The following is a 20,857-nucleotide window of genomic DNA, read 5'->3' on the forward strand; positions in this document are numbered from 1 at the left end:
AGTGTCCCTTAAAAACGGTTGTAAAACAGCTGATAAACGTAAAGAAGCTGCTATTGTATACGTCTCGGATGGCGCAACAAAGTTTACCTGTAAGGATTTATTGCATGCATGTTATTTCGGAGCTAAAAATCTTCCAATTTTTGTACTACTTATTTCGCCAATTCCTAAATAACGGAGGCATTATTAACGCCTCGGCGCTGACCTATACCTCATTATTTGCCGTTGTGCCGTTAATGACCGTGTCATATGCAATGTTGGCTGCGATTCCCTCTTTTCAGGGGGTGGGCGAACAGGTTCAGGGTTGGATCTTTTCAAACTTCGTACCGACAACAGGCGCTGTCGTGCAGGAGTATTTACGCGACTTCACCTCTCAAGCCCAAAAACTAACGGCAGTAGGTATTGGCTTTTTAGTCGTAACCTCGATCATGATGATGCGCAACATAGAGGTCGCCTTCAATCGCATCTGGCGGGTAAGTGAACAACGTAAAGGGATGGCGAGCTTCTTACTTTATTGGGCAGTATTGAGCTTGGGCCCTATTCTTATTGGCTTGGGATTGCTGGTTTCATCCTATATCGCATCCTTGCCGTTTATTAGCGATGCGACTGAATTAGTTGGGCGAGGGCGTTTGTTATCGATGTTACCTATGGTGATGTCTTGTGCCGCCTTTACACTGCTGTATGCCGCTGTGCCTAATTGCAAGGTGCCTTTGAAATATGCCTTTGCAGGAGGCGTTGTCGTGGCTATCCTCTTTGAAACAGCCAAGCGCGGATTCGCACTTTTTGCTACGCAATTTCCTTCCTATGAATTAATTTATGGTGCGTTTGCGGCGGTTCCGCTGTTTCTGGTTTGGATCTTTATCACGTGGTTTATTATTTTGATGGGGTGCGAATTAACGCGAGCGCTGACGGTTTACCAAACGTTGGATGAACAGCGTGAGTCCTCCCATTTGCATACGGTATTAGGCGTGTTGCATCGTCTATGGCAGGCGCAGCAGACCGGAAATTTAGTATCTGACGAAATGTTGCTAACCCAAGTCGTTGGACTGGATCAAAACCGCTGGGATCAGTATGTTCAATTGTTGCAAGAAGAGGGTATGATCTGCCGTACACAGCAAGGCGGGTTACTGCTATCTCGTGATTTAGGTACACTGACACTGCACGAATTGTGTGAACGCCTACCTTGGCCGTTACCCACCGGTGGTGTGGGGCATCAAAAAGGTTGGCAGCACGATTTAGACCTGCGTTTAGATAAGGTGAGAACATTTCAAGAAGATGAATTGAATATCTCGCTAGAAGCGTTGTTTGTTGAGACACATAGCCAATAATTTTTAGTAAGGAGTGGGTGCATAGTGGCAAAAATTTGTATTCATGCATGGGTCAGTGGGCGTGTTCAGGGTGTTTGGTTTCGACAATCGACGGTAGAACAAGCGGAATCTTTGGGCGTTACAGGATGGGTGAGAAACCTGCCGGATGGCCGGGTGGAAACCATGATGTATGGAGAGGAGAAAGCGGTTCGCCAATTAGAGTCTTGGTTAAGTAGCGGACCAAAGTTAGCCAGTGTGGCTGATGTTGAGTCAGAAGTGTTGGAATATGAAGAACAACACGAAGGCTTTTTGATTACGGGGTAAACCTTTTTATCCCTCCTGTTAAGCCACTGTGAAAAAGTCTGCCAAAGCGGGCGTTGATATCGTTGTTATGTGATCCTTGACGCTAGCTTTTTGTACGCTGCATCTTTATCACGTTTCCCAATAGCCAGTACGTATACAATAATTTCATCATCAATGACTTCGTAAGCCAGACGGTAGCCAGCTGTACGCAATTTGATCTTGTACACCGAGTCGTATCCACGGAGTTTGGAAGATGGGACATGCGGGTTTTCGAGGCGTTCCTTAAGTTTCTTTTTAAACTGGCTTTGGATTAGTGGGGCTAGCTTGCTCCATTCTTTCTGTGCAGCCGGTAGAAATTTAAGTTTATAAGTCATCTATATCAACTTCCACAGCCTCAGATAGATCGCCACGACGGCTTTCAACTAGCTTTGCAAGCTCGTAATCGTCGAGCATCTCTATTAGAAGCTCGTAAGTTTCAGCTGGCACAAGATAAGCAGCTGGCTTATTGTGGTTTAGAATCGCAATAGCGGAACCATCTGCTTCGTTTAGCAATGCTGTAGGGTTTTTCTTTAGCTCAGAAATACTGGCGGAGCAATCTGCTAATACTTGTCTCATAAAATCACCAATTAAGTACTTAAATAAGTGCTAATTTTAGATCTTATTATAGGCCTTGGCTAGCTGTTTTAATGAGAAACTAATCAGGTTTTATGATTAGCGCTTCCGTATTTTGTGGGCAATAACTATTTGTTTTACCTTTCGATTCTTTAACCAATAGATAATTCCTTTGTCGAAATCAGTTATTGTGCCGTTCACTGGGTCCTCTTTGACGGTTGCTTCTACTACGAGATCAGAGTAGCCAACGCTAATGCCATTTAGGGATAAGGTTTTGAGTAAGCATAGCGTAGAGCGAAGCACCGCGGAAAATATCAACTTACCTCACTTGCGCGCGTCACCGCACATAGGTTCCGATTCGCTCCAAATCGTCGGAAAACCAAATGTAGGTGACTTTTCCGATGAGATTGTCCATAGGGACCGTGCCCCAGAAGCGACTGTCGTTGCTGTTATCGCGCCAATCGCCAAGCACAAAAAACTCGCCTTGGGGTATTTGGCGCACAGGCATGGTAACAGAAAACTCGCGCATTCTATTGCTCGATGGAACGGCTAATTGCGCCTGTGCTACCCCATTTACAATTACTGCTCCATTTTCAATCGTTAGTGAATTACCGCCAACTGCAGCGACGCGCGCTACGTACGAGGACTTCGGATCCAAGGAAGGAAAGACAACAACATCGCCGACTACCGCCTCTCGATAACGTGTGTTTACGGCGATGACATCTCCGACCTCTAGCGTCGGCACCATTGACCCGCTCGGAATATGGAACGTTTCGTAACCAAGAACAAGGCCACGGTATGCGAAGAGAAGCTGGAACCCAACAGGAACGAGGATAAGAACAGCGACATACCAGTACCAACGATTAAACCATCGAAGCTCGTAGTTATTATTGCGCCGGGCGCTTCGCACCGAGCTGATTATGAGAGTCACGTAAAACAAGAGGCTGATCAGCACGAATGCCGCTAGCCCGTAAAACGTTGAAAAGACGCCGAACACTCCACTAATGAGCAAGGCTGTGACGAAGCCGCTAAGAATCAGCCAGCCAGCCCATGGTGCTCCTGCGTACACGTGACCAAGCCCCGGCACAAAAAATGAAGCGATACCTGCTATCCATGCATTTCTTTTCTTTTTCACGGTCCTTCGCCTTTTCTCATCATTTTCGGCTGGTTTGGAGTGTAGCGGAAAACCAATCCGACAACATGCGTTTGTGTACGCCCAGCGTGCAAGGTGTTGTGGGGGCTAAGCCGCAACGACAAAGCTGTTGCTAAGCTTGGCCTTGCTAGGGCACTTAACGTATACTTGTACGGAAACTCCGTACATCAAGGTGCCATCATGGATACAATCAGTGTAAACAAATTTAGAGACAACCTGAAGAGCGTTGTGGAAGAGGTGGTTAGCAGGCATGAACCACTTAAGGTAACTCGACGAGCCGGAGAGGCATTCGTTGTAATGAGCGCCGAGGACTGGGAGCGAGAGCAAGAAACACTTCATGTTCTCCAAAGCCAGAGCCTCATGCAACAGATTGCCCACTCCCTTGAAACACATAACCGTGGTAAAGGCTATATACCGACTGAAGAGCAAATGAATGAGATCACTGGTATTTGAAGGCAATACCTGGGAAGCGTATGAAACTATGCGCGAGAAGGACAAACAATTGCATAAGGCTTTGTGTAAATTACTCAAAGAAATGCTGCGTTCAAACGACCTTGCTTCCGGTTTAGGAAAGCCTGAGCCACTTAAGCACAACCTCTCTGGCCTTTGGTCTAAGCGGATATCACACAGAGATCGTTTGATATATCGATTTGACGAAAAATCCATTTATATCTTCGCTATTGGTGGTCACTACGATCAGATTTAGCGCCCATAGCTGACGCTTTGATTAAACACCTTGCCGCCACGCACTACCATCAGCAAGATGGTTTGCTCCTGTGCTGAGCCTGAAAGGTAACCCGCTGTTTGAATAGGGCAGAGGCCGGTTAACCGATGAATGTCTGGTGCCCCAGACCAACCTGCAAGGAGAAATCTGGCCTAGCAGTGGTTAACAACCACGTTAAGTGAGCCTCAATAGGTGTTTGCTGTAAGTCATTCACAGCCAACGATGACAGTATAAAGCAGGATCGCTGGTTCAGGGGCTTGGTATTGGCCGCAGACGCAACTAATGCCTATGACAGGGTGAAGGCTCATAGGTGTTACAAGGCCGACTTGGGCGCGTACTCATTTTAACCACGGTGGGACCTCAACTTCTTTCTCAGGTGGTATCACCACACTTAGCTTTATGTTGTCAGGGAACACCACAGTACGTTCTGACTTAATACCGTATAGCTTTTCCGTGCTTTGCGCCCATTCTTCGAAATACTTAACTTTCTCATCCGTGATGATCAGGAAAGCTGAAACAGAAGAATGAAGAAGCTTCTTCGACGGTAAGAATATCGCCTTCACTCCATCCGAAGTTTTCAGTTAAGTTTCTTTCCTTAAGCCAATCACCAAATTCTCTACTCACACTTGACCAAGTGTCGCCGTCTTTTGTCTCGATGCATCGTAACTGAGCCATTCTTAAGCCTTCGGTGTGCACCACAAAAATCACAGTATACCAAAGGTACTAATCCCTCTTAAACGCTTTGTATTAGCCGCTTACACTCGATTTTTTTTCAATTCCTTCATGCGTCGAGTTATTGCGGTATCAGGCTTAGATTTTGAAATAGCTTTGAAGTGTTTAAAAACTTCTGTTGCACCTGATTCAGAAATAATCAACTCTTTGACTTCCCTGTAACTCTCCCTAACCCCAGACCTTGCTGCTTCTCGCTCCAACTCCTCCGAATGATTCATGACCTCAGACGCGCCAACAAATGCAACAAGAGCGTGAACGGTCACATATTCGTCCAGATAAAATGCATTAGTGTCTAATAATTCAGCCAAGGGAGCCATCACTGCGCGAATTGCATCTTTTCGCTCATCTTCAGTTGAGTCTTCATCTTCCATAACTTCACACACTATTTCATACCCATTCTGAAGCATGACGAAGAGGTTCTCGTAGACAGATAACCGTTTGTCGAAAATTTTTTGTGAATAGAATTCAATACGATTTCGTCGTCGGAAATGTTCATTGCACAAGATTCCTATTAATACACCAGCTAGAGCAATTAATGCGCTTTCCATGGCTACATCCTTCGATTTCGATACGGCCAACGCCCGGCTTAGTTAGGGGCGGACTTGGAGTTGTTTTTGCTAGCGTAGCGATAAGCAATTAAACAAACAATGGAAAGCCGTCTCAGCCATGCGCTTTTTGCATGGCGATTACAGCCGCTTGTTAGGGTTCACCCATTGAAAAGTACAATTAATAAGCCTATTCCGATAATCCACCAGAGCCAGATCCAATCTGTATCACTCGAACTTGATGTGGCGATTCTTGGAGCGACCTCTGTTATTCCATCTACAGCATTAGTGATATTAACTACGATCTCGTTCCTTCCAATTTGAAGTTTATGGGCTAAGTGATGGGTGTTATCGCCCTCGGCTGTGTTGATATGATCATAAAGTATTGGCAAATTGATTCGTAACGATTCACCTGCAAGCTCTTTTTCCTTTGATCTAAGAAAGTTTAAAAGCTCCTGTTTAACTTCAATGTCACCTTGGGATAGCCATTCAAAACGTCTTTCCATTTGCTCAGGAATCTTGTACGAGAGAACATCCACCTCCAAGTGTGATTTCACGGCCGCAGATACTTCATCGAAACTAACGCTTGGATTAACATACAGGTTACGTGAAGAGCTAGGACCTAGGTGCTGCCAGAGACTCTCAGTCAGCTGAAACTTTTTTTCTATAGGCATGTGCTTAGGCAGCAAAGCGAAAAGACGCTCTGCAACCATTCCGCTCATATGAACACTTCCTGATTGCCATTTGGCTAGGGTTTTTCTCGCATATTCGCTTGCAGGTCGACCATGTAATTGTTCATATTCATCCAATACTCTCGATAGCTGTTCTTTATTGAGTGAAAAGAAATATGACTTTACATCTTTATCAGTTCCGCCAAGTTCTCGAGATAGGCTTTCAGCCTGCCGAATATGCTCTAAGGCTAGCTCTCGCCCTACCGAATATCTTGAACGCTGGCCTCTATACGATCGATTATATCGCGCCACTAAACATCGCCTCTAAGTTTCCGCCTAATCCTCTCTACGAAACTGACTTTTGGGGGGTGCTGAAGTGATACCGTAAACTCTACAGATGAAAGCTTAAATGATTTACTTATTTGTATATTGGTTCCTACAGAATGCTGAGCCTGAGCGCGAGACTCTAAATCGTATATGCATTTTTCGGCTTCCTCCATCACCAGTTGATCTTCTGCGCTATGCACGTATGAACTGACTTTTTGGCGAAGTGCCAATGTCTTTTGAGCTGCACTTGAATGATGCGAGATATGTACAATAAAACTCTTCATCAGTTCATCAGTTCATCAGAGCCACAATGATGATGAGCGCTAAGATGCCGCCAAAGATATAATAAGGACTAAAGTCATTTTCACCAGTTTGTGATTTGGAAAGCTTGCCGCTTTGGGCCTGTTCTGTATTCCCCATTATTACTTCAGTCCTACCAACAGAGGTGGTCTGAGTATGGCTTACCGTTACTGCATTACCGCTTTCAGCCACATCACGCGTAGTATCGGATAGGTCATTTAGGGTTTTCTTTAGCGCCGCCGAATCAACATGGAGTTCTTGGGCTTTTTTGCTGATATCCAATACACCAGAGGCATAGTAAGGGCTTTTCGTTCTGCCTCTGGCAGCCACGAGATATCCATCGATGTTCCTGGTGTAAGATCGATAGTAGTTGGCACAGGACTGCCGCCCAGCTTTTGCAGTTCATGATTCTTTTTTTCTTCAGTCATAACCTAATTCCCCTTCTGTTTACGCCAGTCTTTTGGCGGTGCGAAATCCTTTGACCACATTCCAAACTCATTAGTGCGGGCAAACTGCTCATCTTCAACATAATCAGATGAATACTCCGCGTAGGCAATAGCCCACCCTTGCCGAACCATCTGCCTGCCAATATCCAATTTCCCAATCTTACAGATAGAAACCTGCCGTCCCCAACGATCCTTAGAAGCTGCTGTGCAGTTAACCCTCTCGCCTATTAGAAGATAAGTAAGGTGGTCTTTAGCGGCTGACCCACAATTAAATTGAGCTCCATTTTTTGTGCATGGCTGTCCTCGCTCTGGCGCATCAATTCCGTGCAATCGGATACGCATTCCATCTACATCAATCGTATCACCGTCGATGACTTCAACCATCTGCCTTTGTGTATTTGTTGGCTCCGTGCTTGAGGTTTCATTTTTGCTAAACATGATTGCGAAAAGTGCCGCTATGGCTACGCCACCTAATATTAACAAGCCGACCTTCTCCTGAAATATCCTCCATGTTGATTTTTTCTTAAAAGGGCTGAGGTAACACTTGATCGTTGTTTTTTTATCTGTATTACTGAACTTCATAGTGAGCCCTAATACCCGCAACATCGGACAATTTGGAGCGTAGCGGAAAAGTGTTCCGTATGCTTGCTATTGTGTACGCCCAGTATGGGCATGAACTAATGAGGTGAAAGTCCTCTGCAGGAAGGTCACCATCCTTAGTGATTTATGATCGTTATTAGATGTTAACTACTAGCGAATGGCAAGGGCTTGACCGCGAGGTCCGGTCTGAAGGAATCCGGACGCAAAACCGCTTCAAGCTGGTCGTAAATAGCGATAAAAGTCGCGTCGTTAAAACCAGTGAGAGTCAGTTCTTGGGGTTTACCTTCAAGAGCAGTCGTATTCAATGGCACTCGAAAACACCGCTCAAATTCAAGCAGCGGATTCGACTGTTAACGAATCGTAACTGGGGAGTGTCGATGAAATATCAGCTCTTCGAAACCAGCCAATTTATACGTGGTTGGATTAATTATTTTGGTATCGCCACCTGTTATCAACTGTGCGTCGATCTAGATCATTGGATTCGGCGCAGAGTGCGGATGGCTTACTGGCGGCAGTGGCGAAAGCCTCGAACCAAAGTAAGAAACCTGATGAATCGAGGCGTCCACGTACAGGCTGCCGTTGCGTGTGGTATTACAAGTAAGGGCCCATGGCGCAGTTCTAAAACACCGGGGATTAATCAGGCATTATCCAATGCCTATTTAAAATCTCAGGGGCTTTATGAATTGCGTGATGGTTGGATCAAGCTTCACCATTCTCAGTGAAACGCCCTGTGCGGATCCGCATGCAGGGTGTTGTGGGGGCTGAGGGTTAGAGACCCTCGGCTACCCGATTAGCTGCTTTTTTATTGGTTAACATCATCAGGAAGCCAGCTTCCATCAGATGCTTTGTAGAAAAACAGGCGTTTTTCCATATCTAGAGTATTTTCATCCGCTCCTTCGATATATTGAATGGATCGAATTACTGGTCTGACGCTAATCAACTTAATCTGTTTACCATCTGCCAAGTCTACCGCATGTGGAAGGACTAAATTAACTTCATTATCAATTCTCGACTTTTCGGAAGGATGTTGATTAGTGTAGAAACTCAGGATCAGGATTTTGTCGAATCCGCTTTCCTGCTTATTCTCTTTGGCTATATTAGCTTCCACCATTACTCCATTTCTTTTTGGGGACTCTAGTAGATAGCGCTGAAATTCCTCTGGAAGAATGACATCTCTTACTGATATTTCCTTTATACGAACGCTCTCACCATTTCCTAGATACAGTAACTGGACATCTTTTCCCCCGCCAAAAGAAAGAGTTGAGAAAACCAATAGTAGAAAAGTACTTAAGCCGTTACGGATAATCATTTTCTAATCTCTTGTCTGCTAACGCCTGCATAACACGTTTGCTACTATGCAGACCTAGCTGAATTTAAACGCCTTAATCACTGAAACTAAAGGCAAACCTACAACGCCGAATGTAGCAAATCGTGTTGATGCATTTGTTATAAGCAAATTAGCGCTCACATGCCATTCAAAGACCACCAGTTGAAAAACTGAAATCTTTATTTTTAGATACATGCAAAATACCTACAGTGTAGAAATAATAAAATGCATACAGTGTTGGAAAGTGGTGATGACGATCTATGGTTGAGTTTGGCTTACGTTCAAGCTCTTTTTTGATATCATCTTCTTTTACCTCAAGTAGATAACTCATAATTTTTTCTATTTGCGATAAACGTAAACCGTGCGATGGTACATTAATAGTAAAGTTAGTGTTATTAATAGAACCATTCTCTATTCGTTGAATAAGATCTACATCAATTTTAATGAGCTTCTCATTATTAGAATAATAGCTAGTTAACGTATCAATTATATCATGGTAACTTTCAGGACTCTCCACTCCAATAATATCGACTAGACTTGTTGATTTTAACGATTCATAGACTATATCTAAAGCTAATTTGTACTCTTTCAAATGAGCTGTTGTTGAGCCTTTATTTTCTGCTTCCGATTTCAAAGCAGATAGATATGTGATGAGTATGTTCGCAGAATTTTTATTCAATAAAAAATTAGCGTTCCCTACAAAATCAATAAGACGAAAACTAAGTTCTTTCAAACGTTGAAGACTTACATCTTCTTTTTTATCTTTCCTTTGCTCAAGAAATAAAAATACAGCCCAAATAAATACTGCAACTGTTGCACCTTTAGAGGCTGTGTCGATAAATAGTGTAAACCCGCTACTCACATCTTTGAATACTGATGACACACCTGAAAGTAAAAATAATATACTTTGAAACAAGATGATCGATAATAGAGGAACAAGAACTTTACTCATAATTTCCCTTTTGCTTATAACATTTTATTCATCAGCGTGCGCGATATCATTCTTTACTTAAAGGTCAGAAACCGCTCTAATATATTATTTGTAATAAGCTTTTTGGAAGGAGTGATCAGGTGGCTTCCCTGTAAATACGCACGCGCCATATCATTTTTGCGTGTGCGCGTTATCTTCCTTGAGCTTGATTCTATCCGTCTGATTGTAGTGGAGTTGTAGGGGTTGTCCAGCATAAAAGTGTGCATTGGGGTTAGACATAGTGCGCAAGACTTTTGTCCTTTGTAAAGTAGACGGTATCAACCAACAAGGTTGGTTTAATGTTTGTGAGATAGCGCTCAGGCGTGGGGCGGTGTAACCTTGGCGGCATTGCTTATCGTGGCTAATCGGTGACTTTTTAATGACATATCTTCAATTGGCTTACTTACATCTTGCTACCGTTGTGCCGGCATTCTTCATCGGGACTTTTCTACTGGTAAACAGAAAAGGCACGCCGAGCCATCGATTACTTGGCAAGTTTTATATGGTTTTGATGCTGGTCACTGCGGTGATTACGCTTTTTATGCCGGCGATGGTTGGGCCTTCATTGTTGGGGCATTTCGGGTTTATTCATTTATTTAGCGTGCTGGTTTTATATGAAGTACCCGTTGCGTATATAAGTGCTAGGAATGGGAATCTAAAACGGCATAGAGGTAATATGATTGGTGTTTATGTGGGTGGCTTGTTAGTCGCTGGAGCGTTTGCCTTTACACCCGGTAGGCTTTTGCATACATGGCTGATTGCATAACCGATTAATGCTGTGCTGTTGTGAAAAAGGCCGATGCTTTAGCATCAGCCTTTTGGGTTAGAGCCGCTAATTCAATAGGGATTAGCCAATCTGGGCTTTGATAAAGTCGACAATACCTTCGGCTGGTACGTCTTGTTTATCGGTGTCGCGGCGGCCTTTATATTCGAAGGTGCCAGCTTGAATGCCCCGATCCGAAATAACCAGTCTGTGGGGTAGGCCCATCAGTTCCATATCGGCAAACTTGACGCCAGGGCGTTCTTTACGGTCATCTAGCAATACATCGATACCCGCTGCTTGCAGGTCGGCATAGAGCTGATCCGATACTTGGCGTACTTCTTCTGACTTATCGTAATTCAGCGTTACCAGCGCTACTTGGAAAGGCGCTAATGATGCTGGCCAGATGATGCCATTCTCATCGTGGTTTTGCTCGATAGAGGCGGCCACCACGCGGGTAACACCAATTCCGTAACAGCCCATCTCCATCAGTACCGCTTTGCCGTTTTCATCCAGTACGGTTGCATTCATTGCATCAGAGTACTTGGTGCCTAACTGGAAGATGTGGCCGACTTCGATTCCTCGCTTAATCTGCAAGGTGCCTTGTCCGCATGGGCTTGGGTCACCCTCAACCACGTTACGGATATCCGCTACTTTAGGGGTTGGTAGGTCACGTTCCCAGTTGATGCCAAAATAGTGTTTGTCATCAATGTTTGCACCAGCGCCGAAGTCTGACATCTTCTCGACACTGCGATCAATGATGCAGGGGATAGGTAGGTTAACCGGGCCTAACGAGCCTGGGCCTGCACCTAGGATGCCGCGAATCTCTTCTTCTGTCGCAAAGCGGAATGGTTCGGCAACTTCGGCTAGTTTTTCGGCTTTGATCTCGTTCAGTTCATGATCGCCACGCACAAGTAGTGCGACAAAGTCAGCTTCGCAAGCTTCAGATGCAGCAACGATCAGTGTTTTAACGGTTTTCTCAATCGCTAAACCAAACTGGGATACCAGTTCATCAATCGTTTTAGCGTTGGGTGTATCAACCAGTGTCATCTCAGCGGTTGGGGCAGGGCGCTCACCAGCCGGTGCTAAGGCTTCAGCCATCTCAACATTGGCTGCGTAGTCACTGCTGTTTGAGAATGCGATATCGTCTTCACCGGATTCAGCTAGTACATGGAATTCATGGGAGCCGGAGCCACCAATCGAGCCGTTATCGGCGATCACTGGGCGGAAATCTAAACCGAGTCGGGTAAAGATGTTGGTGTAGGCCTGATGCATCACTTGATAGGTTTCTACCAAGGAGTCTCGATTGATGTGGAACGAGTAGGCATCTTTCATGATGAATTCACGAGAGCGCATTACGCCAAAACGAGGGCGAATTTCATCTCGGAATTTCGTTTGAATCTGGTAAAAATTGGTCGGTAGCTGTTTGTAGCTTTTAATTTCACGGCGAACTAAGTCGGTGATGACCTCTTCATGGGTTGGCCCCACGCAGAAAGGACGATTATGCCGATCATGCAGGCGTAACAGTTCAGGGCCATATTGCTCCCAACGTCCCGATTCTTGCCATAATTCAGCTGGCTGGATCGCAGGCATGAGTACTTCTTGTGCTCCGGCCTTGTCCATCTCTTCACGGACGATACGTTCAACTTTACGCAAAGTGCGCAAGCCCATAGGTAACCACGAGTAGAGGCCTGAAGCTTCTTTGCGAATCATTCCGGCGCGAAGCATCAACTGATGGCTGATGACTTCTGCATCGGAAGGAGTCTCTTTTTGGGTAGCGATAAGAAATTGACTTGCGCGCATGGCGATATAAACCTTTACAAAGTTCGCTTAAAAACCGCCTTATTCTAGGGATATGCTCTGCGCTGAACAAGTGAGATACCTAGATAAGTGAACGATTTATTCATGTCGCTTTCTAAAACTGTCACTTTATAACAACTGAAAAGCGGCTATTGTCATGATTTTCATCTATGAAGCTCGAAGGGAAAAGAGTAAGCTCTTACCTTAGTGCCGATCATCATCTATGTCCTATCGGTTACGTTTAAGATCTTGTTTGTTAATCATATTTTGTTGAGTCTCTTTAGGTATGTATAAGTACTTTACCGCGTTTATTATGATGCTATCCCCCCTATGGGCGTACGCTGGGATTACCTCTATCTTTAAAGATGAAAATGGAAAGACCAACTGGCAGATCTTGGCAAACTGGACCAGTGGAACCCTGATTATCTTGCTGTCGATTGTGGTGGTCAGTTTGTTTGTAGCAAGAAGACGGGCACACAAGGCCAATCGAGAGTTGGATAAGATTCGTCGCGAATTAGAAGCGCGGGTAAAAGAACGCACGGCGACATTGGATGAGTCTAACCGTTTGCTCACCCAGAGTAATACCTCCTTAGAAGAGGAAGTGCGCAGACATGTGCAAACGTCAGAACGCCTAAAGTCCTCAGAAGCCTACATCCGGGATATTCTGACATCGATGCCGATGATGTTGGTTGGTTTAGATAAAGAGGGTCGGGTAACACAATGGAATAAGCGAGTCGAAGAGGTATCTGGCATTCCTGCTGATCAGGCTTTGGGGCGTACGTTATGGGAAGCGTATCCAACGGTGACTGTTTCGCCAGAACAGATTAAAGATGCGATAGAAAACCAAAATACGATCCATCTAAAGCAGAGCTTACGCAGCGTGTCCCATTACGACATCACCATCTATCCACTCAAAGAGCAGGCAGAACCCGGCGTTGTGATTCTGGTGGATGATGTCACCAAGCAAACAGCCGCGGAGAATATGCTTATTCATAATGACAAAATGTCATTTATGGGTGAGCTGGCCTCGACCATGGCTCATGATATCAATGCCCCTTTACAAACCATTCTTCTAGATCTTAAGAGCTTCCAGCGTATTCTTGCTGAAAGCTCTGCAACCTATACTAATGGTCAGGCAGAGCAGGCGCGTGGTTTACAGACGATCTTAGAGGATATGTCTGAAAAAGGGGATCAGGTTTCCTCTATTATCAGTAACCTATTGGCGTTTGCGAGAAGCCGTAAACAGGAAAAGCAGTGGGTAAACGCTGTCGATATTATGGAGAATGCAATTCGTATTGCGAATGATGTGGTTGCCTCTCCAACCTTGGCATTTAGTGATATCCATATAGAGCGCCACTTTGGCAACGATCTTCCTTTGGTTCCGTGCTACGTGACCGAGTTGCAGCAAGTCTTTATCAGTTTGTTTCGCCATTGTGTGCAGGCGATTGAGGCGCGCAAACAACAGGATGCTGATTATAAGCCGGTGATCAAATTGCTGTTAGCGGAGTGCTACGACAGCCTTTGGGTTAAAATACAACACAACGGCACGGGTCTTACCAACGAGGAGCAGATGTATCTGTTTGAACCTTTCTTTAGCCAGCGCTCACCTGAGCAGGATTTTGATGCAGGGCAGCGACTCTCGTTCTCCTACTACATCATTACCGAGCAGCATCAAGGGCATATGGCGGTAACTTCTGACCTGCGTATCGGCTCTACTTTTCATATGCAGTTGCCCATAGAGTAAGGTCTAAAGGCTAACTGTATCTTCTGTGCTACACTCATTAGAGTAGATGTGAAAGGATACGTAGATGCGGCAAGATTCGAAAGCTGAGTTGCAGCGGATTAATCAACATATAGAGCGGTTACCTCTGCTTCCAGCAGTGCTTTTTGAGTTGATGCGCCACGATAAGAACGATGAAAAATACTACGAAAAAGTCCTAGAACTTTCACGTGCAGACCCTCCTTTGGCAAGTTTTATTATCGGTTATGCTAACTCTGCAGGCTCTGCACCTAACAAGCATATAACCGATATTAAAGTAGCGCTCACGCGTGTGGGGGCTCATCGCATCGTCAATCTGCTTACTGCTAAATCTATTGCAAAAGTGTTTGTACCAAACAGCGACGAATTTAAAATACTCTGGCAGCACTCTATTGAGGTGGCGGTGATCAGCTCTTTTGTTTGCCGATTAATGTCTGATTTTGAGCTGGATCCAGAAACCGCTTATATCGCTGGGCTGATGCATGATATTGGCCGCTTCACGATGTTTAGCATTATTCCTGACTCGTTCAAAGAGATCGAAGAGCAAGGGTGGTCGGACCCTGATGAGCTTTATGGCTCAGAAAGTGAATCCTTGGGCTTTAGTCATGCAGAAGTCGGATATTTGGCGGCGAAAAAGCTGAAGCTCCCTGAATTATTATGCAATGCCATTCGGTATCATCATAATCACAAAGTGTGGGGAAGTAATATTGCGATGTTACTTCAAGAACTCGTCATCATTATTCAGTTTTCCGACTGCTTGAGTATCTTAATAGAGAAAAACCCCAGTTGGATAAAGTGGTCAGATAAAGAGTTACAGGAAAATATAGTCTCGCATTGTATTCGGCCTGAATTTGCGGGCGTTAATTTTCCTGTGGCGACATTGTCAGATGCGTTGCCTTCATTGATGAAAAACTCTCAGCACTTACTGGAATCTATCTGTGCGGTTTGAAGCATTACAAACCGCTACTTCTTACTTGGCTCTCTGCTTGTTCTAGTGCTGTTGCTGTTAGATAGCCGTCATGATTTTCCTGCACTAAGCCAAGCTTTTTAAGTTTGTGTAGTGCATCTTCAATCTCAAAATTGATAGTGCAGCGCCACTTCTCTTTAAACCATTGCTCGATTAAGCCGTCTAACTCAGGCTTTGTCAGTTTTCTCTCTGATGTGAGCAAGAAATAATAAGCAAGAATCGCCTCTTTGCACTCCTCTTCCTCGGCATCATCAATCAACCGGTGGAATACCCCTGCGTTGTTATCTAGGTTTTTGAAATAGAGGTTTTGTGTCAGGCTTTGTACGAATTTTAGTTTTCTGTTCTTGAACGTATTGAACTGCTTCCAAAGATAGCTACCTAATGCCCCAAAACCTGCAAATAGTGCAATAAGCGCCGCTTTATCCAGCTCTACGGGTTGGTTGTGCAGCCCAAGCCAAAAGCCGAAAAGCGAGGCTAAGAGCAGTAATGTTCCTCCTAATTTCGTGGAGATAACAATGCCGCCGCTGATAGCCGCCGGTACACCGATGAGGACTTTATCAATAAGGCGCATGCGGATTTCCGTATTTGGAAACAGCATCTCTAAATCGGCTTCGGGTACGTTTTTGAAGAGTTTAAGGACGATACCACCGGGTTGCAGGTTGAATTGTTTTTGTCGGTCTATGTCTAAATGCTCATTCAGTCGAATATAGATCGCGACGCGCTCATAGTTAATAAAGCGGATCGTTTGCTTACGTAAACCAAATAGGGTGGAGAGTGTTTCTTCCCGTTCCTGTTTTCCTCTGGCGTAAAGCAGAACATCGGCGAAGTCGTGCATATCAACGGCTAAACGTACTTTAAATAATGAGTCGCGGCTGAGTGCCAGCTGCAAGGTTTGTTCGTCTATACGTTCAAAATTCGCTTTTTCCAACAGCGATGAAAGCTGAGTAGCAAAAGGTTCACAATCGATGGGTAAAGTCGAGGGTAAGTCTACCTTTAGTGTATCTGCATCGGGATTTATATGAGCAAAGCTATCTTTTAGCGACTCAACGCGCTCATGAAACTCAAGATGAAAATGCCGTTCAATGAGGCGGTAAAGCGCTCTAAACTGCTGTCGTTGCGCTTTATCCAGCCCTCCCTTTGCCAGACACATCTCAACAACGTCGGACTTGCGAAAGGGGATAAAGCGAAGAGGTTCAATTTTTTGCGATGACATATAACCGTTGTTCTTGCATTTTAAAGGGCGGCAATTCTAACAGTAGCGCAGGCAAAGCATAAGGGTTAATAAGTGCTTATTTTGATGGGATGATGACCCTTATCAACGAGGTAAGGTCTGAGTAGGGTCATAATAACTAGATAGAGTAAAGGGATTAATTAAGAGGCGAACATGGTAAATAAGACGCAGCAGAAGAAAGCAGAAGAGGCTAGCCTCGCTTATGATGCGGATAAGATCCGCGCTGCTATGCAGCAAAGCTTCCCCGATACGGGTTTATTTTCTGTAACCGCGCTGGATAATGTGTTTAAAGCGGGTATGGCGCGTATGACGGGAGGTATCTCACCCGCAGGGCTTGTTAGTTTGTACTGCACATGGGCAGCACACCTTTCGATGTCTCCGGGTAAGCAAGTCCGGTTGAATGAAAAAGCACTACGCAAAAGCTATAAATCGTTCTGTCATATGCTGGCGTCCGCGTCTCCGGGTGAGGAGGGTACTTGTATTGAGCCTTTACCTCAGGATCGACGTTTTTCTCATCCGGGTTGGCAGCAATGGCCCTTCAGCCAAATCTATCAAAACTTCCTGCTCACCCAGCAGTGGTGGCATAACGCAACCACGGATATTGATGGCTTATCAAAAGCTGAGGAGAACGGCCTTTCCTTTATTGCTAGGCAGATGTTGGATCACTATTCACCGAGTAATATCCCTTGGCTCAATCCTGAAGTGTTACAGACGACTGCCGACCAAGGCGGCGCAAACCTGATCAATGGATTTCAGAACTTTTTAGAAGATATGCAGCGCCAGTTGTCGGATAAACCACCGGTTGGCGTAGAAAACTTTATTCCGGGCAAACAGGTTGCCATCACACCCGGTAAAGTGGTTTACCGCAATCATCTGATGGAGTTGATCCAATACTCACCTACAACAGAGACCGTGCAAGCGGAACCCATCTTGATAGTGCCTGCATGGATTATGAAATACTATATTTTAGATCTATCGCCGCATAATTCGATGGTGAAGTATCTTGTAGACAACGGCCACACCGTTTTTATGATCTCTTGGTTGAATCCAACACCCAAAGATCGAGGTTTGGATATGGATGATTATCGTCAACTGGGCGTCATGGCCGCAATCGATGCCATAAGTGATATTTGCCCTAAACAGAAAATCCATACAGCGGGTTATTGTTTAGGTGGCACTTTGCTATCAATTACGGCGGCAACTATGGCTAGGGAAGGGGATGACCGACTTAAAACGATGACCCATTTTGCCGCGCAAGTGGATTTTAGTGAGGCAGGGGAGTTGATGCTATTTACCGATGAGAGCCAGATATCTTATCTTGAAAAAATGATGTGGGATCAAGGGGTTCTTGATGGTTCCCAAATGGCAGGAGCTTTCCAGATTCTTCGCTCCAATGACCTTATTTGGTCAAGAATGGTTCACCACTATTTGTTAGGTGAAAAGGATCATATGAATGATCTCATGGCATGGAACAGTGATCTGACACGTATGCCTTATAAGATGCATTCCCACTATCTCAGAAGTATGTTTCTTAACAATGAGTTAGCATCAGGCCGTTATCTGGTTAATGATAAGCCTATAGCCATTAGTGATATACATGTGCCCATCTTCTCGGTGGGGACTGAACAAGATCATGTGGCACCGTGGCACTCGGTGTATAAGTTACACCTTATTGCCGATAGTGAAGAGATAACCTTTGTACTGACCAGTGGCGGCCACAATGCAGGCATTGTCAGCGAGCCGGGTCATAAACATCGCCATTACCGAATCAGTGCGAAAAAAGATCAGGAGCGCTACATCGATCCTGATAACTGGTTGGTGAATACGCCAATTAAAGAAGGTTCATGGTGGACAGAATGGCACCAGTGGTTAGTAGCAAACTCATCTGGTGAGGTTGATGCAAGGGAGCCGGGTAAGCAGGCTAAATACAAACCGCTATGTGATGCACCTGGGACTTATGTCCATCAAGTTTGATGTTTAGCTCTTGTGCCAAGGTACAAACGGTTACGGCCTTGTACCTTGGCCTCATACATGGCGGCATCCGCTATGCGGACTAAGTCGGTAATCGTAGAGCCATGCTCTGGGTAACTGCTGACACCTGCACTTGCACTGATGTGAAGTTGGATGCCGTCGTCCGTTACGAAAGGATGAAGAGTCAGATTTTCCAGTATGCGAGCCACAAAGTTGCACATGGATTGTTGACTCATATCGGGGCATAACAGCAGGAACTCTTCGCCTCCCCAACGAAATAACATGTCACTTTTACGAATCATCTGGCGTACGCAGTGAGCAAAGTGCTTGATCGCTTTATCGCCATTTGAGTGGCCATAGTTATCATTGATTAGCTTAAAGTGATCCAGATCCAGCATGGCGACCTGAAGTTCGGCGCCTTCATGCTGGCAAATTTTGAGGTGCTGCTCAAAGAGCTCATAACCCGTTCTTCGATTATATAACCCTGTTAAGTCATCCTCTTGTGAGTGCTTTACCAGCCTTTCGGCGAGCACTTGTGATTGAGTTATATCTAGTACCAGACCAATCATTCTCGCAGGATTATTCTGGTTATCCCGTTGTACAACAAATCCACGATCATGTACCCAAATATAATGATCATTGCGATTTTTAAGTCGATACTTTGCCTCAAATCGGGAGCTTTTCCCCTTGAGGTGGAGATCGATTAGCCCCATTACCCTGTCGGCATCATCGGGATGTATAGCGCTTTTCCAAAGTTCGAGTGTGGGATCAGTAATTTCGTGAGGGCCATACCCCATCATGCGATACCACTGTGGACTAAGAAACAGAGTGCCGTTGGCAATATCCCAATCCCACAAGCCATCGCTGGCTTCATTCAGCGCAAAAGCCCTTATAAAGTCATTGCTTTTTAGTTCATCATGCTGAAGCGATCTTGGCGTAACGTCGCGTGCTACAGAAACAAAAAACTCCTTACCCTCGAAGCAGATATGATCTGTACGCACTTCAACAGGAAAGTCACTACCATCTTTTCGTTTATGGCGTCCTACGAATAAAAAACTTCCTGCTTGGCGAATAACGCCCGCAATTTCGCCCCACTGTGCTTCTCCAACGACATCGACATTGAGAGAGAGGACACTTTGATTCAGAAGCTCCCCCCTTGTCATTCCTAAATCCTCACAGGCCGCCTTGTTAGCATCGAGAATTTTTGAGCTGACAGGATCAATGACATAGATTGCATCACTGAGGTTAAGGTAAAACTCACACAGCGCTTCTGGCGACATTACAGGAGTGGTATCAGGCATTGGTTATATGCATATAAAAGTTGGCTACGGCTTTTAAGTGTAGCAGAAGAGTTGGGCAATACCCTTATTATTCATGGGTTATACTTTTGGATTAATACTATAGTAAAAAATGTTGCGGTGCACAATAAACCTATGTAAACTACTCAAGTATTAGGTTCAGGGGAGAGATGAATCTTTTTTAGATACCTATCTTAGGGTAAGGATAGGGCTGCTTCTGGCAGTAAATGAATATAAAGGTGAGATATGTATTCAAAGATTCGTGATCCGCAAGAGTGGTTGGAAAGACAAGAAGCGCTGCTTGATACTTATATCGAGCGTGTGTTTGAATCACGCAGTATTGAAGAGTGGTTCAGTGCATCGCATTGGTATCTAGATGCAATCCGAGTGCTCTTCCAGCCAGATATTACCGCTAACTGATAACAAAGAACCTGCATTGCGCAGGTTCTTTTAATTTAGGGGTAGGTGATTGCGTCACCCCATCGTGTTTCACAGGGTAGAACGCCAGCCCAGATGGGTAGTGCTTCATCCTCCGGATCATCAATGGGGCCGCCGGTGCGGATTTTAGCTGAGGCCTCATCTATTGCTATTTCGATGACTGTAGTGGCCTTTAGCTCGATATCGTTGGCTGCTCTGGCTTCCTTTGACCTTCCTTTCATACATTTTTCAAGTAAAGCGTCTAAAACAGCGATCTTTTTAGATGGGTCTTCTACGATGACAGGCTTTCCAAACACCATCACTGATCGGTAGTTCACGGAATGGTGAAAGGCGGATTTAGCCATCACTAATCCATCCATTAGCGAGACTGTGATACAGGTTTGGCCGCTCTGTAAAATGGAACGAATAAGTCCATTTTTTACTGAACCGTGGATATAAAGCTTATTGCCAATGCGCCAATGTAAGTTTGGCTGCACAACGGGTGCGCCCTCAATGGTTCCGCCAATATGACAGATGAATGCCTCATCTAAAATGGCGTAGATTGCTTCAGTATCATATGTGGCTCTTTTAGGGCCCCGTTTGACGCGAGTTTTTTCCGTAGGCTGCATTTCGCTGTCCC

Annotated in this window: 24 protein-coding genes; 10 read left to right on the forward strand and 14 right to left on the reverse strand. The window is 45.0% G+C overall.

All coding sequences use genetic code 11. The annotated features are described in order from the left end of the window. Positions 1-104: 104 nt before the first annotated feature. Complete coding sequence (locus tag F0U83_RS07670; protein ID WP_138987209.1) at positions 105-1,325, forward strand: YihY family inner membrane protein; 1,221 nt, start codon at positions 105-107, stop codon at positions 1,323-1,325. 24 nt (positions 1,326-1,349) lie between these two features. After that, positions 1,350-1,628 (forward strand): acylphosphatase, encoded by a 279-nt coding sequence (locus tag F0U83_RS07675; protein ID WP_138987210.1) that lies wholly within the window; start codon positions 1,350-1,352, stop codon positions 1,626-1,628. Positions 1,629-1,693: 65 nt separating this feature from the next. On the opposite strand, the gene F0U83_RS07680 is transcribed toward F0U83_RS07675, so the two are convergent. The 3 genes from F0U83_RS07680 to lepB all read right to left on the reverse strand — a co-directional run bounded on the left by F0U83_RS07680 (position 1,694) and on the right by lepB (position 3,354). Further along, the gene (locus F0U83_RS07680) at positions 1,694-1,981 is read right to left on the reverse strand and encodes a type II toxin-antitoxin system RelE family toxin (RefSeq protein ID WP_138987211.1); all 288 of its coding nucleotides are present in this window, start codon (positions 1,979-1,981) and stop codon (positions 1,694-1,696) included. Then, on the reverse strand, positions 1,971-2,222 hold the full coding sequence (locus F0U83_RS07685) for a type II toxin-antitoxin system Phd/YefM family antitoxin (protein WP_138987212.1): 252 nt from the start codon (positions 2,220-2,222) through the stop codon (positions 1,971-1,973). The genes F0U83_RS07680 and F0U83_RS07685 overlap by 11 nt, the downstream gene beginning before the upstream one ends. Before the next feature lie 334 nt (positions 2,223-2,556). Next, positions 2,557-3,354 carry a signal peptidase I gene (gene lepB, locus F0U83_RS07690; protein ID WP_170221773.1) on the reverse strand — a complete coding sequence of 266 codons (798 nt, stop codon included), beginning with the start codon at positions 3,352-3,354 and terminating at the stop codon, positions 2,557-2,559. A gap of 198 nt (positions 3,355-3,552) precedes the next feature. Here lepB and F0U83_RS07695 point away from each other — a divergent pair, with 198 nt between their 5' ends. Both F0U83_RS07695 and F0U83_RS07700 read left to right on the forward strand, forming a co-directional pair. Beyond that, a complete protein-coding gene (locus F0U83_RS07695; protein ID WP_138987214.1) occupies positions 3,553-3,825 on the forward strand; it encodes a type II toxin-antitoxin system Phd/YefM family antitoxin in 273 nt (90 codons plus the stop codon). Then, positions 3,806-4,078, forward strand: a complete 273-nt coding sequence (locus F0U83_RS07700; RefSeq protein ID WP_138987215.1) for a Txe/YoeB family addiction module toxin — start codon at positions 3,806-3,808, stop codon at positions 4,076-4,078. Before F0U83_RS07695 ends, F0U83_RS07700 begins: the two co-directional genes overlap by 20 nt. 507 nt (positions 4,079-4,585) lie before the next feature. Here F0U83_RS07700 and F0U83_RS07705 read toward each other — a convergent pair. The 5 genes from F0U83_RS07705 to F0U83_RS07725 all read right to left on the reverse strand — a co-directional run bounded on the left by F0U83_RS07705 (position 4,586) and on the right by F0U83_RS07725 (position 7,699). Next, positions 4,586-4,771 carry a hypothetical protein gene (locus F0U83_RS07705; RefSeq protein WP_138987216.1) on the reverse strand — a complete coding sequence of 62 codons (186 nt, stop codon included), beginning with the start codon at positions 4,769-4,771 and terminating at the stop codon, positions 4,586-4,588. A gap of 80 nt (positions 4,772-4,851) precedes the next feature. Next, positions 4,852-5,376 (reverse strand): hypothetical protein, encoded by a 525-nt coding sequence (locus F0U83_RS07710; protein WP_138987217.1) that lies wholly within the window; start codon positions 5,374-5,376, stop codon positions 4,852-4,854. Between the two features lie 158 nt (positions 5,377-5,534). Beyond that, the gene (locus F0U83_RS07715) at positions 5,535-6,356 is read right to left on the reverse strand and encodes a hypothetical protein (RefSeq protein ID WP_138987218.1); all 822 of its coding nucleotides are present in this window, start codon (positions 6,354-6,356) and stop codon (positions 5,535-5,537) included. A 306-nt stretch (positions 6,357-6,662) separates the two neighbouring features. Next, positions 6,663-7,001 carry a hypothetical protein gene (locus F0U83_RS07720; RefSeq protein WP_138987219.1) on the reverse strand — a complete coding sequence of 113 codons (339 nt, stop codon included), beginning with the start codon at positions 6,999-7,001 and terminating at the stop codon, positions 6,663-6,665. Between the two features lie 101 nt (positions 7,002-7,102). Next, positions 7,103-7,699: a thermonuclease family protein gene (locus tag F0U83_RS07725; protein WP_211354940.1), complete on the reverse strand. Its 597-nt coding sequence runs from the start codon at positions 7,697-7,699 to the stop codon at positions 7,103-7,105. Between the two features lie 158 nt (positions 7,700-7,857). Here F0U83_RS07725 and F0U83_RS17235 point away from each other — a divergent pair, with 158 nt between their 5' ends. Further along, positions 7,858-8,439, forward strand: coding sequence for a group II intron maturase-specific domain-containing protein (locus F0U83_RS17235; protein ID WP_246077705.1), 582 nt, complete (start codon positions 7,858-7,860; stop codon positions 8,437-8,439). 80 nt (positions 8,440-8,519) lie between these two features. On the opposite strand, the gene F0U83_RS07735 is transcribed toward F0U83_RS17235, so the two are convergent. Then, on the reverse strand, positions 8,520-9,026 hold the full coding sequence (locus F0U83_RS07735; protein ID WP_138987221.1) for a hypothetical protein: 507 nt from the start codon (positions 9,024-9,026) through the stop codon (positions 8,520-8,522). Between the two features lie 166 nt (positions 9,027-9,192). Continuing rightward, the gene (locus F0U83_RS07740; protein WP_138987222.1) at positions 9,193-9,996 is read right to left on the reverse strand and encodes a hypothetical protein; all 804 of its coding nucleotides are present in this window, start codon (positions 9,994-9,996) and stop codon (positions 9,193-9,195) included. A 397-nt stretch (positions 9,997-10,393) separates the two neighbouring features. Here F0U83_RS07740 and F0U83_RS07745 point away from each other — a divergent pair, with 397 nt between their 5' ends. Continuing rightward, complete coding sequence (locus F0U83_RS07745) at positions 10,394-10,780, forward strand: DUF2306 domain-containing protein (protein WP_138987223.1); 387 nt, start codon at positions 10,394-10,396, stop codon at positions 10,778-10,780. An 81-nt stretch (positions 10,781-10,861) separates the two neighbouring features. Here F0U83_RS07745 and F0U83_RS07750 read toward each other — a convergent pair whose 3' ends face one another. Then, complete coding sequence (locus F0U83_RS07750; RefSeq protein ID WP_138987224.1) at positions 10,862-12,577, reverse strand: proline--tRNA ligase; 1,716 nt, start codon at positions 12,575-12,577, stop codon at positions 10,862-10,864. Between the two features lie 283 nt (positions 12,578-12,860). Between F0U83_RS07750 and F0U83_RS07755 the strand changes: the two genes are divergently transcribed. Continuing rightward, positions 12,861-14,318, forward strand: a complete 1,458-nt coding sequence (locus tag F0U83_RS07755; RefSeq protein ID WP_138987225.1) for a two-component system sensor histidine kinase NtrB — start codon at positions 12,861-12,863, stop codon at positions 14,316-14,318. Positions 14,319-14,382: 64 nt separating this feature from the next. Further along, positions 14,383-15,282, forward strand: coding sequence for an HDOD domain-containing protein (locus tag F0U83_RS07760; protein WP_138987226.1), 900 nt, complete (start codon positions 14,383-14,385; stop codon positions 15,280-15,282). Positions 15,283-15,286: 4 nt separating this feature from the next. Here the strand turns inward: F0U83_RS07760 and F0U83_RS07765 are convergent, their stop codons facing one another. After that, positions 15,287-16,513, reverse strand: a complete 1,227-nt coding sequence (locus tag F0U83_RS07765) for a TMEM143 family protein (protein ID WP_138987227.1) — start codon at positions 16,511-16,513, stop codon at positions 15,287-15,289. A gap of 171 nt (positions 16,514-16,684) precedes the next feature. Here F0U83_RS07765 and F0U83_RS07770 point away from each other — a divergent pair, with 171 nt between their 5' ends. Next, complete coding sequence (locus F0U83_RS07770; protein ID WP_246077707.1) at positions 16,685-18,505, forward strand: PHA/PHB synthase family protein; 1,821 nt, start codon at positions 16,685-16,687, stop codon at positions 18,503-18,505. On the opposite strand, the gene F0U83_RS07775 is transcribed toward F0U83_RS07770, so the two are convergent. Next, positions 18,496-19,803 (reverse strand): sensor domain-containing diguanylate cyclase, encoded by a 1,308-nt coding sequence (locus F0U83_RS07775; protein WP_138987228.1) that lies wholly within the window; start codon positions 19,801-19,803, stop codon positions 18,496-18,498. The genes F0U83_RS07770 and F0U83_RS07775 overlap by 10 nt on opposite strands. A gap of 243 nt (positions 19,804-20,046) precedes the next feature. Here F0U83_RS07775 and F0U83_RS16960 point away from each other — a divergent pair, with 243 nt between their 5' ends. Next, positions 20,047-20,220: a hypothetical protein gene (locus F0U83_RS16960; protein ID WP_170221777.1), complete on the forward strand. Its 174-nt coding sequence runs from the start codon at positions 20,047-20,049 to the stop codon at positions 20,218-20,220. Positions 20,221-20,255: 35 nt separating this feature from the next. Here F0U83_RS16960 and F0U83_RS07780 read toward each other — a convergent pair whose 3' ends face one another. Further along, the gene (locus F0U83_RS07780; RefSeq protein ID WP_138987229.1) at positions 20,256-20,846 is read right to left on the reverse strand and encodes a pyridoxamine 5'-phosphate oxidase family protein; all 591 of its coding nucleotides are present in this window, start codon (positions 20,844-20,846) and stop codon (positions 20,256-20,258) included. Positions 20,847-20,857: the final 11 nt, after the last annotated feature.

This window comes from Neptunomonas concharum (assembly GCF_008630635.1).
In the GTDB taxonomy this organism is placed as follows: domain Bacteria; phylum Pseudomonadota; class Gammaproteobacteria; order Pseudomonadales; family Balneatricaceae; genus Neptunomonas; species Neptunomonas concharum.